The organism is Gorillibacterium timonense (assembly GCF_001457415.1).
GTDB classification, from domain to species: Bacteria; Bacillota; Bacilli; order Paenibacillales; family NBRC-103111; genus Gorillibacterium; species Gorillibacterium timonense.
Genome location: NZ_LN881724.1, coordinates 1,899,808 through 1,914,555, shown reverse-complemented (window position 1 = coordinate 1,914,555; position 14,748 = coordinate 1,899,808). Strand labels below are relative to the sequence as shown.

General features: G+C 55.0%; 16 protein-coding genes and 1 riboswitch. Of the genes, 2 read left to right on the top strand and 14 right to left on the bottom strand.

The annotated features are described in order from the left end of the window. Nucleotides 1-90 precede the first annotated feature (90 nt). From BN2684_RS21400 to BN2684_RS21335, 14 genes are all read right to left on the bottom strand, one after another. Nucleotides 91-609: a flavin reductase family protein gene (locus BN2684_RS21400; protein ID WP_058304115.1), complete on the bottom strand. Its 519-nt coding sequence runs from the start codon at nucleotides 607-609 to the stop codon at nucleotides 91-93. Beyond that, nucleotides 606-1,142 (bottom strand): nitroreductase family protein, encoded by a 537-nt coding sequence (locus BN2684_RS21395; RefSeq protein WP_058304114.1) that lies wholly within the window; start codon nucleotides 1,140-1,142, stop codon nucleotides 606-608. Before BN2684_RS21395 ends, BN2684_RS21400 begins: the two co-directional genes overlap by 4 nt. A gap of 185 nt (nucleotides 1,143-1,327) precedes the next feature. After that, entirely contained in the window at nucleotides 1,328-1,879 is a 552-nt protein-coding gene (locus BN2684_RS21390; protein ID WP_058304113.1) for a GNAT family N-acetyltransferase, read from the bottom strand. Between the two features lie 16 nt (nucleotides 1,880-1,895). After that, on the bottom strand, nucleotides 1,896-2,867 hold the full coding sequence (locus BN2684_RS21385; RefSeq protein ID WP_058304112.1) for a DMT family transporter: 972 nt from the start codon (nucleotides 2,865-2,867) through the stop codon (nucleotides 1,896-1,898). Next, a complete protein-coding gene (locus BN2684_RS21380; protein ID WP_058304111.1) occupies nucleotides 2,864-3,826 on the bottom strand; it encodes an acetylxylan esterase in 963 nt (320 codons plus the stop codon). The genes BN2684_RS21385 and BN2684_RS21380 overlap by 4 nt, the downstream gene beginning before the upstream one ends. A 104-nt stretch (nucleotides 3,827-3,930) precedes the next feature. Beyond that, complete coding sequence (locus BN2684_RS21375; RefSeq protein WP_058304110.1) at nucleotides 3,931-4,143, bottom strand: hypothetical protein; 213 nt, start codon at nucleotides 4,141-4,143, stop codon at nucleotides 3,931-3,933. After that, nucleotides 4,140-5,552 carry a sensor histidine kinase gene (locus BN2684_RS21370; RefSeq protein WP_058304109.1) on the bottom strand — a complete coding sequence of 471 codons (1,413 nt, stop codon included), beginning with the start codon at nucleotides 5,550-5,552 and terminating at the stop codon, nucleotides 4,140-4,142. The genes BN2684_RS21375 and BN2684_RS21370 overlap by 4 nt, the downstream gene beginning before the upstream one ends. After that, nucleotides 5,549-6,253 carry a response regulator transcription factor gene (locus tag BN2684_RS21365; RefSeq protein WP_058304108.1) on the bottom strand — a complete coding sequence of 235 codons (705 nt, stop codon included), beginning with the start codon at nucleotides 6,251-6,253 and terminating at the stop codon, nucleotides 5,549-5,551. Before BN2684_RS21365 ends, BN2684_RS21370 begins: the two co-directional genes overlap by 4 nt. A 21-nt stretch (nucleotides 6,254-6,274) precedes the next feature. After that, nucleotides 6,275-7,516 (bottom strand): cell wall-binding repeat-containing protein, encoded by a 1,242-nt coding sequence (locus BN2684_RS21360; RefSeq protein WP_058304107.1) that lies wholly within the window; start codon nucleotides 7,514-7,516, stop codon nucleotides 6,275-6,277. 196 nt (nucleotides 7,517-7,712) lie between these two features. Beyond that, on the bottom strand, nucleotides 7,713-8,702 hold the full coding sequence (locus BN2684_RS21355) for a DMT family transporter (RefSeq protein WP_058304106.1): 990 nt from the start codon (nucleotides 8,700-8,702) through the stop codon (nucleotides 7,713-7,715). Between the two features lie 116 nt (nucleotides 8,703-8,818). Beyond that, nucleotides 8,819-8,955: riboswitch (FMN riboswitch) on the bottom strand. A gap of 80 nt (nucleotides 8,956-9,035) precedes the next feature. Beyond that, nucleotides 9,036-9,215 (bottom strand): hypothetical protein, encoded by a 180-nt coding sequence (locus BN2684_RS21350; protein ID WP_058304105.1) that lies wholly within the window; start codon nucleotides 9,213-9,215, stop codon nucleotides 9,036-9,038. Between the two features lie 12 nt (nucleotides 9,216-9,227). Continuing rightward, complete coding sequence (locus tag BN2684_RS21345; protein WP_058304104.1) at nucleotides 9,228-10,382, bottom strand: Ger(x)C family spore germination protein; 1,155 nt, start codon at nucleotides 10,380-10,382, stop codon at nucleotides 9,228-9,230. 21 nt (nucleotides 10,383-10,403) lie between these two features. Continuing rightward, nucleotides 10,404-11,519: a GerAB/ArcD/ProY family transporter gene (locus BN2684_RS21340; RefSeq protein WP_058304103.1), complete on the bottom strand. Its 1,116-nt coding sequence runs from the start codon at nucleotides 11,517-11,519 to the stop codon at nucleotides 10,404-10,406. Then, a complete protein-coding gene (locus tag BN2684_RS21335; RefSeq protein WP_058304102.1) occupies nucleotides 11,516-13,033 on the bottom strand; it encodes a spore germination protein in 1,518 nt (505 codons plus the stop codon). Before BN2684_RS21335 ends, BN2684_RS21340 begins: the two co-directional genes overlap by 4 nt. Before the next feature lie 196 nt (nucleotides 13,034-13,229). Between BN2684_RS21335 and BN2684_RS21330 the strand changes: the two genes are divergently transcribed. Both BN2684_RS21330 and BN2684_RS21325 read left to right on the top strand, forming a co-directional pair. After that, nucleotides 13,230-13,661, top strand: coding sequence for a MerR family transcriptional regulator (locus BN2684_RS21330; RefSeq protein ID WP_058304101.1), 432 nt, complete (start codon nucleotides 13,230-13,232; stop codon nucleotides 13,659-13,661). A 122-nt stretch (nucleotides 13,662-13,783) separates the two neighbouring features. Beyond that, nucleotides 13,784-14,719, top strand: a complete 936-nt coding sequence (locus BN2684_RS21325) for an alpha/beta hydrolase (RefSeq protein WP_058304100.1) — start codon at nucleotides 13,784-13,786, stop codon at nucleotides 14,717-14,719. The last annotated feature ends 29 nt before the right edge of the window (nucleotides 14,720-14,748 follow it).

Below are 14,748 nucleotides of genomic sequence, written 5' to 3'. Positions count from 1 at the left end.
ATCCTTGAATGTCAATAGGGGAATCGGTCGGTTACGGATAGATAGAAAAAGCCGCTCGTTTCGAGCGGCCGGATGGATGCGACTATTCGATTATGAGCGCCTCTTCACCAAGCAGCGGGTGATTTCCCCTATGTACATCCGATGGTAATCCTTGTTCGGGTAAAACTTGTCAAGAGACGGATCGACGAAATGATCCGGTTGAAGATCATGGACATATAATTTGCGGCATTCCAAGACGAGCCGAGCTTCCTGGAACGAAACCAGCCCCGGCTTCTCTTCCACCGGTGTGATTCCAGCCGCTTCGAATTTATCTCCATCGCGACCGGATTTCTTGCCGCAAATCTCCAGCGCCTTCCGATATTCCTCCGAAAAGAAAGATAGCGTGAAGGTTTCACTAGCTTCAAGGAACTCATAGGTGTATCGGGTCGGCCGGACGACACAGGTAGCGACCGGCTTATGCCAGAGGATGCCGGTTCCTCCCCAGCTTGCGGTCATCGTGTTGCAGTTGCCGAGTGTCCCCGCCGTGATGAGCATCCACTCATCACCAATCAGGCGAAAGATGTTATCCGTTAGCTCGTTGGGGCTAATTTCATCAAATTCCTCCGTCATTTTGCCGCCTCCTTTGTCTGGTTACCCAAACGAATGATTCGTTCCTCCATCGATTTGCGTGTCCGTTCAGCCGTTCGCTTCCCTGCGGCATAACCGAGCGGAGTGAAAGCGATCGGCTCCATTCCTCTGTCTATACCGAGCAAGCTGCGGGCGGCTTCAATGGTAAAGGCTGCCACCCAGCAAGTGCCGAGCCCTTCAGCAGTTGCCGCCAGAACGAGATGATCCATCACGATTGCCGCATCGACGTCGCTGTAGCTTTTGCCATCCCGATGGACCCAGGCTTCCCCCGGAACGGAGCAAACCGCCAGAACATAAGGCGCTTCAATAAACCAATCGCGAGGATAGACCGCCTGTAAGGCGTCCTTATAGTCAGCAGTCGGAATCACGAACACTCGAAAGGGCTGCCGATTCGCCGCGGTTGGCGCGAGCAGCGCCGCTTGCAGCACCCGCTCCAGCTTCTCCGATTCGACCGGCTTCGAGTTGTCATAGGATCGCACGCTGTAACGGCTCTCTACGATCTCCTGCCACTCCATAGGTTGCCTCCTTCTCTTTGCTTTTTGCTTTTTGCTTTTTGCTAAGTGTAGCAAATCCCGATGGGAATGTGGGGATATTCACAAAATCGTCGGATCAAGCCGTATGACGCCGTTACGCGGTTTTGATAGATGAAAACGGCTCCCCCATTAGGAGAGCCGCTGTACTCTGTACATTTTCATTTGTCTCACTTATTCGGAATCGGTTTGTCATACAGATGGAAGCCATCCTTCTCTCCGCAATAGCGGAAGCCGCAGGATGGATAAAAACGGTTGAGGGCTTGGTTATGCCCGATGCAATCCAACCGGAGGAACTCCTTACCGGGATAGCTTGCCCCGGTTTCGGCCCATTTCAAAAAGGCGCTTCCCAGACCCTTGCCCGAATAGTCGCGGTTCACCATCAGCCGATGGATGTAAACCGCCTGCTCGATCCGGCCGTCTTCATTCCCCCACAGCCGGTGATCCCAATCGCTCGGGTTCCATTGGAGGATCATCATTCCGGCCCACTCAGCCTTGTCGGGGTCGCGAAATCCGAACACATCTCCCCTCGCGATCGCATCGGGCATGCGGTGATCGTCTTCCCCGCTCAGCAGCTTGTTCCATTGGGTCGAGCCGGTGCTTTTCAGCCAGCGCGCTGTAGATAGCATGAGTTCCGACAGGGCATCCGCATCTTCCGCTTTGGCACGGTAAGCTTGAATCCCGTCCATCACTTCCGAATTGACAATATGTACCGCATTCATAATTGATTTCCTCCTTTCATTCTCTTGCTTGCAGCGGCGGATCGGCAAGAACGGCCGCCTCCTGCCGGGTTCTCTTCATGACTTTGTTCCGGGCTTGGCTCTGAGAAAGGGATAGAAGCACCACTGTGCCGATGATGCACAGGGCTCCCAGCCAGTCGATCGGACCGAAGGCACTGCCCAGCCACAACACACCGAGCAAGGCAGCGGTCAAAGGCTCCAGGCAAGCGAGGACGCTGGTCTCGGAAGCATCCAGAATGTTTAAGCTCTCCATATAGCAGAAGAAAGCGATCAGCGTCCCAAAGAGGATGATAAAGCCTACACCGAGACCGCTTGACAGGTTCCAATCCCCGGAAAATCGCCAGGGAGGTTGTACAAAGCTTAGCGCGATCCCTCCGAGAAGCATCCCCCACCCGACTACCGTTCCGGAACCCCATTCCCGCAGAAGCCGAATTGGCTGTAGCGTGTAAAAGGCAAGGGCAATCGCTGAAACGATGCCCCAGATTAGCGCAGCGGGTGTCATCGAAAGCGAACCGATCCGGCCGTGGGTCGCAAGCAGCAGCGTGCCTGCGAAGGAGAGGGCAACGGCGGTCAGCTCGCGCGCGGTCGGCATTGTCCGCCGCCGCAAAGCAAGGTAACAGCAGATGAGGGCGGGAGCCAAATACTGCAAGACCGTCGCGGTCGCCGCGTTGGCATGGCGGATCGCGGCGAAATACGTGTATTGAACCGCCAGCATGCCGAGCAGGCTGAACAGGAGCAGCTCCAGCACGTCCTTCGGCGATGCCCATATCCGCCAGATTCGGCCCGGGCTGCGGACCGAAACGATCAACAGCATGGCGAGGCCGGCGACAAGCAGTCGGACATCGACCAGCCATTCCGGTCGGAGATGGTGCTGCTCAAACAGATATTGAGCGACAGAGCCCGATATCCCCCACAAGGAGGCGGCGGTCAATACGAGAAGGATTCCTTTGGCTTTCCGCCCTTGGCTCATACTTGCTCCAAATGCTTGCGGATGAATTCATGAGCTCTCCGCATGTGATCCGGTCCTGTCCAATGCCCGTTGAACGGGTACACGACCATCTCTTTTTGCTGAGTCGGAATCCGGTTGTAAGCAGCATAGATGGTATCCGGCGAACAGACCGGGTCCTTCAGGCTGACCGAACAGAGCAGCGGCTTCTCGATTCGATGCGCCAGGTTCATGGCATCGAAATAGCTGAGCGTCTCCAGGACAAGATCGAGCTGCTCCGGATGTCTTCCCACATAATCCGCCGCTTCTGAGATCGAGCCTGCCGAATTCAGAATCCCGTGATCGAGATGGCACATATTCGGCAAGGAAGCAACCGAAACGCAGATCTCCTCGGGCATGAGGGCGCTGACCATGAGAGTAAGTCCGCCCCCCTGGCTCGTTCCCATGACGATGATCCTTTCGGAATCAATCTCTGGCTGCTCGCGAACAAACCTCACCGCCCGCATCGCATCGACCGTGATGGCTTTGTAGTAATAGGAATCCTTGTCATGGATATTTTGCGTTACCCACCCCTTGGACATCCCGTTGGTCTGATCCAGCGTATTGCCGGTGATTCCGCCTTGTCCGCGAACATCCATCGCAAAGACTGCATATCCCATCAACAGCCATGCGGCATGATGCTCAGGCAGCTCGCGCGAACCGGTATATCCGTGATACAGCACGATGCAGGGAAGCGGACGGCGAGGAGCATTTTCCGGGAGGAGCAGCCAGCCGTGAATGGGTGTTCCGGCAAAACCGGCGTACACCGTATCATAAACGGTCGTTCCGCAGAGCGGAGAGTCCACTTTCGTTCTTTCTCCCTTAAGCTCGGCTGCTCGCTCTTCCTGAAGCGTATTCTCCCAAAAAGCCTCCAGATCCGGCTGAGCCGTCCGTTCAGGCCTATATCCTTCAAGATCTTTGATCCTTCTCGCAATGGCGTTCATTTCTAGCTGTCCTCCTAAAACTTGTTTCTACCCAGCTTAATACAAGAGGACCCTTTTGGCTATCCCGGAAATGCGATTCGCCGGATCGATCCGCTTAGCTCCCATCAGCGCCGGGACCTCCGCGCTCTCCACCCTTTTACACCGGTGTAGACCAGCCAGCCGAGCACAAGCAGACCGAACGTCCAACCACAAAAGGAACGCATATAACCTCGTGGAGTGAACAGACCTTCATAGCGAAAAGAATATGCAGACAAGCTGAGGCAGGCAAGCCCCATCGCGATCAGCAGCAGAGCCATGAAGACGTCCTTCTTTCTCATTGCGGGTCTCCCTCCTGCTCCCTCAAGCGCGGAAAGCGCAGCTCAAACCGACTGCCTTCCCCGGGAACGCTGTCCACATGAACGGTTCCTCCCTGAAGCTCCGTCATTTGCTTAACGAGGGCCAGTCCGATGCCGCTGCCTCCGTATTCTCGCGAGCGAGATTTTTCCACTCGGTAAAACCGCTCAAACAAATACGGCAGTTCTTCCGGCGCAATCCCGATTCCGGTGTCTTCAACCGCGAGAAGAGCGGTCGCATTCAATTCCACAGCGACGCGGAAGCGGATCTCTCCACGTTCGGTGTAACGAATGGCGTTCTCGGCCAAATTGAGCAGCACCTGTTCCATCCGCTGCGGGTCACCTTGAATCAGAATGGGTTCTCCGGACAGGAGCAGTTTGACCGAAAGTCCTTTGTCCCGCGCTCGATTGCCGATTCTTTCCGCCGTTTTGACCGCAAGCCCATTCAAATCTACCCTTTCCAGGGTGATATCGAGATTCCCTTCCTCCATCCGCGAAAGCTCGAACAGATCGTCCACTAAGCGGTGCAGCCGGTTTGCCTCCTGACGGACAATAGTCAGGTAATGATCTCGCTCCTCTTCATTATCGTACAACCCCTCCTGCAGGACACGGCTGTAGCCCTCCAGATACGTGATCGGGGTCCGCAGCTCATGGGAGATGGTGGCGAAAAACTCCTGCTTCGTATCTCGGTTTCTCTCCAGCTCGGAGGCCATTTCGTTAATTGCGCGCGCCAAATCTCCCATTTCGTCTCGACGTTCCGCTTCAATCCGCGTCTCAAGCCGGCCTACTGCGATCCTTCGAGTAGCCTGCTGCATGGTCACGAGCGGCCTTGTCAGAGCACCCGCAAGAATCCAGATTAGGCCGAGGGCGAGCAGGATAGCTCCAGCAGCCGAAAAGCCGAGGAGGTTGCGAATCGCGTGCAGCGATTCATCCATATGCCGAGTGGAGGACAAGACATAGAGCGCAGTCCGCTCCTTGCCTGGCGCATCAAAGGGCTGGCCTGCAACGAGGAACCTCTCGCCTCCAGCTGTTCGGTGGAAAAAGCGGATGGATTCGCCTGCCTGGATGGAGGTAAGATCCTCGGAACGGATAAACGTCAGATCGCCGGGATCATGACTGCCGGAATGAAGAACGGAGCGCCCGCTATTGTCAACCTCAATCAGGGTCACATCGGAGAACTCCGCGAAGGTATCCAGCGAATGAGCCAAGTCCACCTCTCCTGACGAAGCCATCGAGATAAAATGGCTTGCCAGTTCGTCCAGCTCCGTCTTCATCTCCGCTTCGTAGAAGGTCGCAAACATGCGGTCGATGGTCAGACCGAGCAGGAGAATGATCACCATTAACAGAGAGAGCATCGCCAAGCCAAGCCGTAATCCAAGCTTAGTAAGCCTCATTCCCCCGCACCATCCGCATGAAATTTGTAACCGACTCCCCAAACCGTTCGGATCGGTTGGTAAGAAAGTCCGGCTCGCTGCGCTTTCTCCCGAAGATTCTTCACATGGGTATCCACGACACGCGATTCCCCTTCAAACTCAAGTCCCCACAATCGCTCGACAATCTCCTCGCGGGTGAAAGTACGCCGCGGATTCTCCCCCAGGAGACAGAAGAGCTCAAACTCCTTCGGAGTGAAATCCGCTTCCTTGCCCGCGATCATCACCCGCCTTCCTTCCGGGTCAATCTCCATCTCCGAATAGTGGAGAACACGGTTCGCTGGCTGACTGCGCTGGACTCCCGTGCGGCGAAGCAGCGAATGGATTCGGGCGATCAGCTCCTCCGGCTCGAACGGCTTGGTCACGTAATCATCCGCTCCGATGCGAAGGCCCTGCACCTTGTCCTTCGTATCTGTACGGGCCGTCAGCATGAGAAGCGGGACGTTGTTCTCCTCCCGGATCTTGCGGCAAACCTGCCACCCGTCCATGTCCGGCAGCATGACATCCAGCAGAACGATCGCGAACGACTGCTTACCGATGAGAGCGAGCGCTTCTCGCCCGTTTGCTGCCTCGTATACGGTAAAGCCTTCCTTGCGCAAAAAGATTTTGAGCAGATTGCGCATGTTCCATTCGTCATCCACGATAAGAACCGATAGCCCGCTCATGCGATCCCTCTTCTTTCCAAATTAATGCCCGGAGTGCGGGTTGGCTCCGTTGTCCGAAGCAATTTCTAGCATTTGATCGATTTCATCCTGCGCTTTAACGCTGATGGCAGCTGCATCCCCCGTCAGCCAAGCGTGATTGTACGGTCCCTCCGCTGGGGAGTCCTTAAATTTCGGCTGTAGACTCATGACGTACTCCATAACCGGAGCTGGCATTCCGGTTTTGTCTGTCAGCAGGAGAGGCGCATGCTTGCCCAGATGGGAAAAGGAGGCCGCCGCTATGGCGAGCGCCGCTTGTCCCTTGGCGACAAACGAGAAATTGTGCCCAGGCGTCGTGATTCCCCAGCCGAAGTCCGTCGCTTGATCCTTGAAGGCTGCAAAGGCTACCGCATTCTCATAAGGATTCTTACCGGCAATACGCGTCACCGTGCCATAGTTTTTCAGCTCGTTGACAACTTTGTCAGAGATGACGGTAGACTGACCGAGAACGTAAAGTTGCGCCTTGCCGTTGCGGTTCTTCAAGGCTTCCGCTGTCGCCGCGGGAATTTCGTCCTTCGCGACATAGAGCAGCGGTTCCGGCATATGGGCGATCCAGTTGACCGCCGGTAGCGTGTAGTCCGCCTCTTCCGAAGAGCCGATGATTACGCCTTCCGGCATTTCGCCTGCAACCTTGGCGTAATAGGCGTCAACCGCCTGCGCCACCTGCGCCGGATCGCTGCCGGGTATCGCGTCGGTCTTCCAGCCTGCCTCCGTTAGCTGATGGATTACATTTTCTCCTACATCGCCTACGATGACAACCTGAATGCCCCTATTCCCTTCCGCACCCAACGGATTCAACCGCTTCAGCTCGGCAAGCGTTGCGGACGGCACTTCATCCTTCGTGAGAAAGAGCACAGGACCATTGCTCGGATGGTGAATCAAGTCGGCGCTGACAGCCGCAATCTGCCAATTCGCCGGATCGGTCAGCACGACGCTTGCGGTACGGCTCGCTTCCGACAAGGCGGGCCACAAGGTCCGAGAAACCAAGATCGCGGCTTCTACCGGATCGGAGGTTTGAATGCGGGTTGTGTTCTTGGTTGCCAGCCAAGGGACAGCTGTTAGTGTGCCCGTTGCAGGTTGTGCTGCCGTTGCTGACGGTGCAGCCGCTCCAGTTTCCGTTTGCGAAGCCTGCTCGGTCGCTTCCTTGTCACGCTTGTCAATCGTGCATCCCGCCAGGATGGAACCGATCAGCAGAAGAGTCCCCGCTGCTTTGATGGCTTTGTTCATCTGAATCCCTCCACACTACTCGATGTGATGTTTGTCACTTTATAACCTACTTTACCCATCAAATGTGTGGAAATGATGAAGTTACCGAACCTATAGAAGCAACAACAAATGAAAAACGGCCTCCTTAGCGGAGACCGTTCCTTTTTTTGCCTAATTATATGATGATGGAACGACATTAACGAGTCTGAACCTTCGCTCAATTGGGCAGTTCGTTCGCGCTTTGCTTTTGCCTCGAAATCAAGTACAAGACCCCCCAGATCAACAGGAAGCCCGTGATTTGAGCCGTGGTAACGACCTGCTTGTCGGCAAGCCAGCCGAGATGATACGCGAGCCAATTGATCAAGATCCCCGCCATCGGGAAACTGAGCTCGGCCAAGGTGGCGTAAGAGGCTTTGATGGCGCTGAGCCCTTTGTAATACAGCAGCATGCTGAGGAGGCCCGGCAGGAGCGCTTGCAGCAGCAGATTGACGGTAACTCCGGCGATAGGTCCGAGCTCAGTCGGCAAATGCCAGGCATCGCGGGTGACCAGCACCATGACGAACAAGAGCGGAAGAGCCATCGTGAATCGGAGCGACGTTACCGTTTCATATTTCATGGAACGAAGCAGGTAGCTTCCCATAACCGTGGATCCGCCCCAGAGGACAGCGGCTCCGATCGAATACAAATTTCCGGCTTTGATGAATTCCATGTGGTCCCCGAAAGGCAGCGTCCAACCGAACGTCAGCAGATACGTGCCGGCGAGAGCGATGGCAACAAACACCCCGAACGATTTCGGCAGGGCTTCTTTGAGAACGAGTCTTGCGAGCAGGATGGCCATGATCGGCTGAAGCTTTTGCAGCAGCAGGACCGCATTCAAATCTCCGTAGGCGACGCCTCGAGTGAACAGGACGGTCGCGATGGCCGACCCTCCCCATGAGACGAAGAGTAGCGCGCCAAGCTGGCGGATGCCGATCCCCTTCAGATCAGCGCGATTTTTCCAGAGCACCGGTGCGGCGACGAGCACGAGCAGGATATGCTCCAGGAAGACGAGCTGCGTCGAAGTCATGTGCTGCAGCAGCAGGTTGCGGAACAGCGGATCGACGCCCCACAGGGCCGCGCCGATTACAACAAACCAGAATTCCTTGCGCACGCGCGGCATGCGCATAGCGGGTGAAACGGGTACTTGGACATTGTTCATCTGACTCATGAGCGGCTCCTTCTGACTTTCGAGACATTGCGGTAAAAAAGGCCCCTCCCTGCGTGTTCGCAGATAAGGGGCCTGGTCAAACAAGCGTACGGAAGCAGAGCTCCGCTAAGCGGCTTGTCGATCTTCTACCATCCGGACTTTCACCGTCGGCCCTGGAATTGCACCAGATCAGTCCCTGCATGTGCGGGAGTCGCGGGCTTCGTCCGAAGACGTTACCGCCGGTAGGGACTTGCACCCTGCCCCGAAGATCTTTGTTTTCATTTGATTTTCTTATTCCGAGCATAACCCAGTCACTTACGAAAATCAAGTGACATTCTTATGACGTTCCAAATTTCACAAAGTATCGGAGTCGTTCGATTTTTCTTTTTGGGTATCCGGAGTTTCCTTCTTCCACGGAGGATCTCCATACTGATGGAGGAGCTGATTCACTCGATAGACCGCATAAGGAATAAGAAAGGCTAGCACCGTATACCCCATTACCTCGATTGATGGAATGCGCATGAAGGCTTGCATGCTTCCCCTCCTCTACTCCGTTTTGAGAATGGAACCGACGAAGGCAGCCTCGACACGGACATGAACGCGAACCTCGCAGTTGGAGAACAGCTGCTCTCCGTCCTCCCAATCCGGTTCAATCTGCTCCCAGATTCGGTGGTGATTCTTGTCAAGGAATTCACCCAGCCCTAAGATGTCGCTCTTGTATTCCGATTGAAGCTTGCGGATCACTTCTTCGGTCATTTGCACGATCTTACGCTCGAACGCTTGCTCCGATTTCTGAATAAGTGAATGATCCAACACGGACAGCTCCAAGTGTGACTCACCCAAGTTGCCTTGGGTCTCGATGTCGATATCAAATACGGGGTGCCTCGGACTCGCGGTATTTGCCCGTATACGTCGTTTCAGCTTCTTTACCTCATACACGATGTAATCGTCCTCCAGCTTTGTTTCAATCGCGGTGGATTTGATCGACCCGGTGATCAGATTCCGGCTTGTGGTCTCTTCCGCATTCAAAAACCCCCTCAATCGGTTGTCTTTGCCGTGAAAAACGGCCGCTCCGCTCAACATGATCTTATGGTCATCCGGAAACCCGGCGATAACCGGCATAGCGAAGCTAGCCTTGCGCAGCAGAAACCGGTGAACATCTCCAATATTGGTCGGTGGTGTGATCGAACCCGTCTTCCGCGGATTTTCGGCGGTGGAGTCGATGTACTGGGCAGGCAGAGATTCGAGCCGGGGCCTGATGGAGAGAATTTGGGCCGCTTCTCCTTTCGTTACCATAACCTTGGCCGCCCTCCTCGTCTCCGAGTCGCGAACGAGCAAGTCCAGGACATTGCCGATATCCCCTTCCCGGGATAGTTTTTCGGATAATAAAATCACGCGATTATGCTCCAGATAAGGCGGCCTGCTGGACGTGTTGGACATATCCCGGGTTGCGAGGAAGAGAGTATTCGCGACTGCTGAGAGATTAAAGAAAGGCTCCTCAGGCCCGCCCTCTGAAGATTTATTTTGCATGGCTTTGGGAACTACCATTTGATAGGTCACCTTCAGCTTCCGCTCTGGAGCTTGATCGATGGCCGTCGCCACGATGAAGCCGCGGTCCTCGATTTCGATCTTGTCCCAGCAGCCGGTCAGAAGAAGGATAACGCTGAGGCCGAGCGGTAATCTGTAGATGCGCGTTATCATCCTGTCCCCTCCTTCTATCGCTCATTGCGACTTCGCGTCTCCTTTAATCCCCCGGAGAACAGCGAGTAGCAGGAAAAACGCAGGCAGAATCCACCCAACCACAATCCCCATGTAGCTGATCCATTCGCCATAAGTTCGAGATTCGAGTAGATTACGCGGCTGTAAGGACACGAGAAACAACAATGGAGCCAGAATGAGCAGAAGCCGTATTCGCTCGGTTCGCGGCCGCAGCGATTGGATCGCGAGAATCGTCACATCGAGCGCCATCACAGCCGTACAAAACAAGCTGAGCACCCAACTGAGGAAAAAAAACGATTCGAACCGCTCGATCAAACCGCCGGGAACCTCCACCTGCTTCGCCAGCTCGGCTATCGGATATAGGGTGTTCTCTACGACGACTTCGCTGAACACCCCGATCGCCACAAGAAAGAGCGACAGGTAAACTGCAATCGGGATGATCATCCCAATGACAACCGCCCTCTTCGTATGTTCCGGTTTACCGATGTGGACATTGTAGAAGAGAAGAATCTCCGCCCCGAGATAGGAAAAAACCGTTGTCTTGGAGGCTGCCGCAATACTCCATGCAGGGGTGATGAACATCGGCTTAAGCTCTTGGATGTGGAAAGCCTTCATACCGAACATCAGCAGGATGAACAGAACAATCAGAACGACAGGCAGGAAAAGCGTATTCAGCCTGAGCAGAGTCAAGCTGGAACCAGAGGCCCCATACACAAGAACAAGCAGGAAGACGAGGCAGATGGCTTCAACCGGCGTTTCATCAAACAGGTAAAGCTTGGAGATGCTGGACAACCCCCGGATCTCATAGGTTGTGAATAGAAACATGTAGAGAGCGAACAGTCCCACTGCAACATGCGCCACGAAGGGATGAGTGATCCGGCTGATCATGTCGTGATAGTTCGCTTGCGGAAACCTTGTCGTAAGCTGCGCAAGAAGTACGGAGAAGAGGATGGCAACCAAGCCGCCCAGCAGGATGGAGATCCAGCCGTCCGTTGTATGTGTACTGCTCGTCAACGCATCTGGCAAGGTGAGTATTCCGATTCCGATGATCATTTTACTCACGGTAAAAGTGACAACTCGCGGGCTGACGAGCGGGTCTGCATAGCCGACAGAGCTCATGGCGATTTCCTCTTTCCCGCCTCGCTTGCTCGTTGAGCATTGCGGGGCTGCATGAAATGGGGGCGATTCTTCAGCATGGTAAGGGGAGCGCGTATGAATAAATCGCGCCAGTCCGAGCCGAGCTGAGGAGCGATGGGCGCTGTATAGGGCACTCCGAAGCTTTCCAGGCGCAGAAGATGGATCACGATCATGATCGCGACGAGAATGATTCCGAAAAAGCCGAATATCGCCGAGGCGATCATCGTGCAAAACCGAAGAATTCGGAAGGTAATTCCGGCACTGTAGGAGGGGATGGCAAAAGAAGCAACCGCCGTTACCGCTACGACGATGAGCATCACCGGACTGACCAAGCCTGCTTGAATGGCCGTCTCTCCAATGACGAGACCACCCACAATGCTAATGGTTTGACCCATCGGTTTCGGCATCCGAAGCCCGGCTTCCCGCAAGAGCTCCAGCGTCCCTTCCATCAGGACGGCTTCCACGAATGCGGGAAAAGGCACGCCTTCGCGGGCTGCCGCCACCGAGAAGACCAAGGTAAACGGGATCAGCCCCTGATGAAACGACACGAGAGCGATGTAGACAGCCGGCAAAAACAGCGTGATGAAAATGGCAATGACGCGAAGCAGCCGAATGAGCGATCCGATCAGCCAGCGCTCGTTGTAATCCTCTGGGGATTGGATGAGCGACACGAAGGTGGTTGGTAAAATAAGCGCGAATGGAGACCCGTCCACCAGGATCGCCACTTTTCCTTGAAGCATGGAGGAGACGACCTTATCCGGCCGCTCTGTATGAAGGAGCTGTGGGAACGGAGACAGAAAGCTGTCTTCAATCCACTGCTCCACCGTTCCGGACTCAGGAGCCGATTCGATATCGACCGAAGCCAGCCGTCGCTTCACTTCTTCGACGATGTTGAGGTTCACGATGTCTTGAATGTAACAGATGGCTAATACCTGATTCGATCTTCGGCCAATGCTTTGGGTTTCAAACACAAGCTCCTTATCCCGAATTTGCCTGCGCAAGAGCGCCAAATTCCGGAAGATGCTTTCCGTGAAGCCGATTCTCGGACCCCGCACCAACGCCTCCGTTTGCGGCTCCTCAATCGCTCGTTCCGGCCACTTCCGGCTCTTGACGACTACCCCCTGCTCGCATCCCTCGATCAGAAGCACCGTATCGCCGGACAAAACCGCCGGAATCAAATCCTGCCATAATGTCGTACGGCGCGCGATCCCAACGGGTAGCACTCTCGCTTCCATATCATCCAGAAGCTTACCGATAGCCGCTTCCCTGTCTCCTTTCCCCCGCTCCTCCTTCATCGTCTGCAGAAGATGAATGATGTCCTCTTGGATGAGCCGATCATCTGCCAAGCCATCCATATAGAGAACCAAGCACGGATCATCCGTTCCACCGGCTTTGATGAATTTCACTTGGAGATCATCCGGATTATGAAGAAGTTTGCGCAGCTCGTTCAGATTGTCCCTTAGCGATTTCGAGAGCATCGGCTTGTAGACGCTCATTCACTCACCCCACCTATTGCCTTTCCTTCCTCATAGTGGTACCCGAAAGCAACGGTTCCTACTCGTCCTCAACGAGGCTTTGCCAATGCATAAGCCAAAGTGCTGCAACGACAATGCCACTTAAAAAAGAGCAGTGGATACTTTCCGCAGGGAGGACTATTCTGAAAAAAGAACCCATTATCCGGGAGGAGTCCTCATGACCGAATACTTGCGAGGCCAGTTGGCCGAGCTCGCCGGAGTCAATCTTGAAACCTTGCGCTATTACGAAGAGAAAGGCCTGCTGCCGCCTCCCCGCCGAAGCGACACCGGTTATCGCTTGTATACAGAGGAAGCCCTGCTTCGCTTAACCTTCGTCAAGAATGCCAAAAGCTGCGGATTTACGTTGAAGGAAATCCGGAAGGCGCTGGTGAAGTCGGGCAGCGTCGGCATCCCGCTTGAGGAATTTGCCCAAGTCATTGACCGCAAGCTGGCCTCTACCGAGAAGGAAATCGCTGCATTGGAGGTCCGGAAAACGATCCTTCGCCACTTGAAACAGGAAATCCTCAGCACGGACCCACAACCGGATATTCGAGCGACTTTGCGGGAGCTTCGGATGGATGAAGCACCTGTTGAACCCGATGAGGGATAAACTCGATCTCGACTTGACCTTGACCTTTACCTTGATTTTGACCTTGACCTTGTAGCTACCTACAGGCTTTAAACTGGGCGCATACGCTCTGGTTAATGAGCGAATGAAGGAGGCTGCAAGAGATGAAAACAGTGATTGAAGCGACCAACAAACCGTTAGCAGAGAAAGTAAAAGAACAGCTAAGGCAAACAACCGGCTTTTCCCAGCAAACAGTGAGCGAAATCCGCGAAGGCTTGGTGAAACAAGCCGAGCAGCTGCCCCCTCTTCCGGGAGTGGTATACCGAGAAGCGGGCGCCGAAGGAATCGCTGGCGAATGGGTCCATGTGGAGGATGGGACCCAGCTGGCGTCCGACAGTGTCATCCTCTACCTGCATGGAGGCGGCTTCGTGGCGGGCAGCGCGACCGTGTACCGTGATCTGGCGGCCAGGATTTCACGGACAAGCAGAACCCCCGTGCTGACCGTCAATTATCGGCTGGCTCCCGAACACCCTTATCCGGCTGCCCACGAGGACTGCCTCAACGCTTATCGAGCGCTCATCCGCCTTGGGTTTGCGCCGGAACGAATCCTTCTCGGGGGAGATTCCATCGGCGCCAGTCTCGTCCTGATGACGTTGCTCCAGCTGCGCGATGAAGCAGCCCCTCTTCCCTCCGGCGCTTTCTTGCTGTCGCCGCACACCGACCTCGTACATTTGGACGGAGAATCGTATGAATCGAATGCCAAGAACGATCCCACCGGAAGCCGGGAGGCGAATGAGCGGCTCTTATCGGCTTATTGGCAGGACAGAGGAACCGATATCCCTCTGCTCCTCTCCCCGCTTCGCTGCGATCTGTCCGGTCTTCCGCCTCTGCTCATCCAGGTAGGCAGCGACGAGGTCTTGTTGAGCGACGCCGTCCGATTTGCTACCGCAGCGGAGTCGGTAGACGTCTCCGTCCGGTTGGAGATTTGGGAGAGCATGTGGTGTGCCTTCCAAACGATGGCGTTCCTGCTGCCGGAGGCAACGGCTGCCATCGAGCACATCGGCTCTTTTATTCGGGAACGACTCGAACGGCTAGAGTAACGTAAATGAGTTGCCCACACGCAAAATCG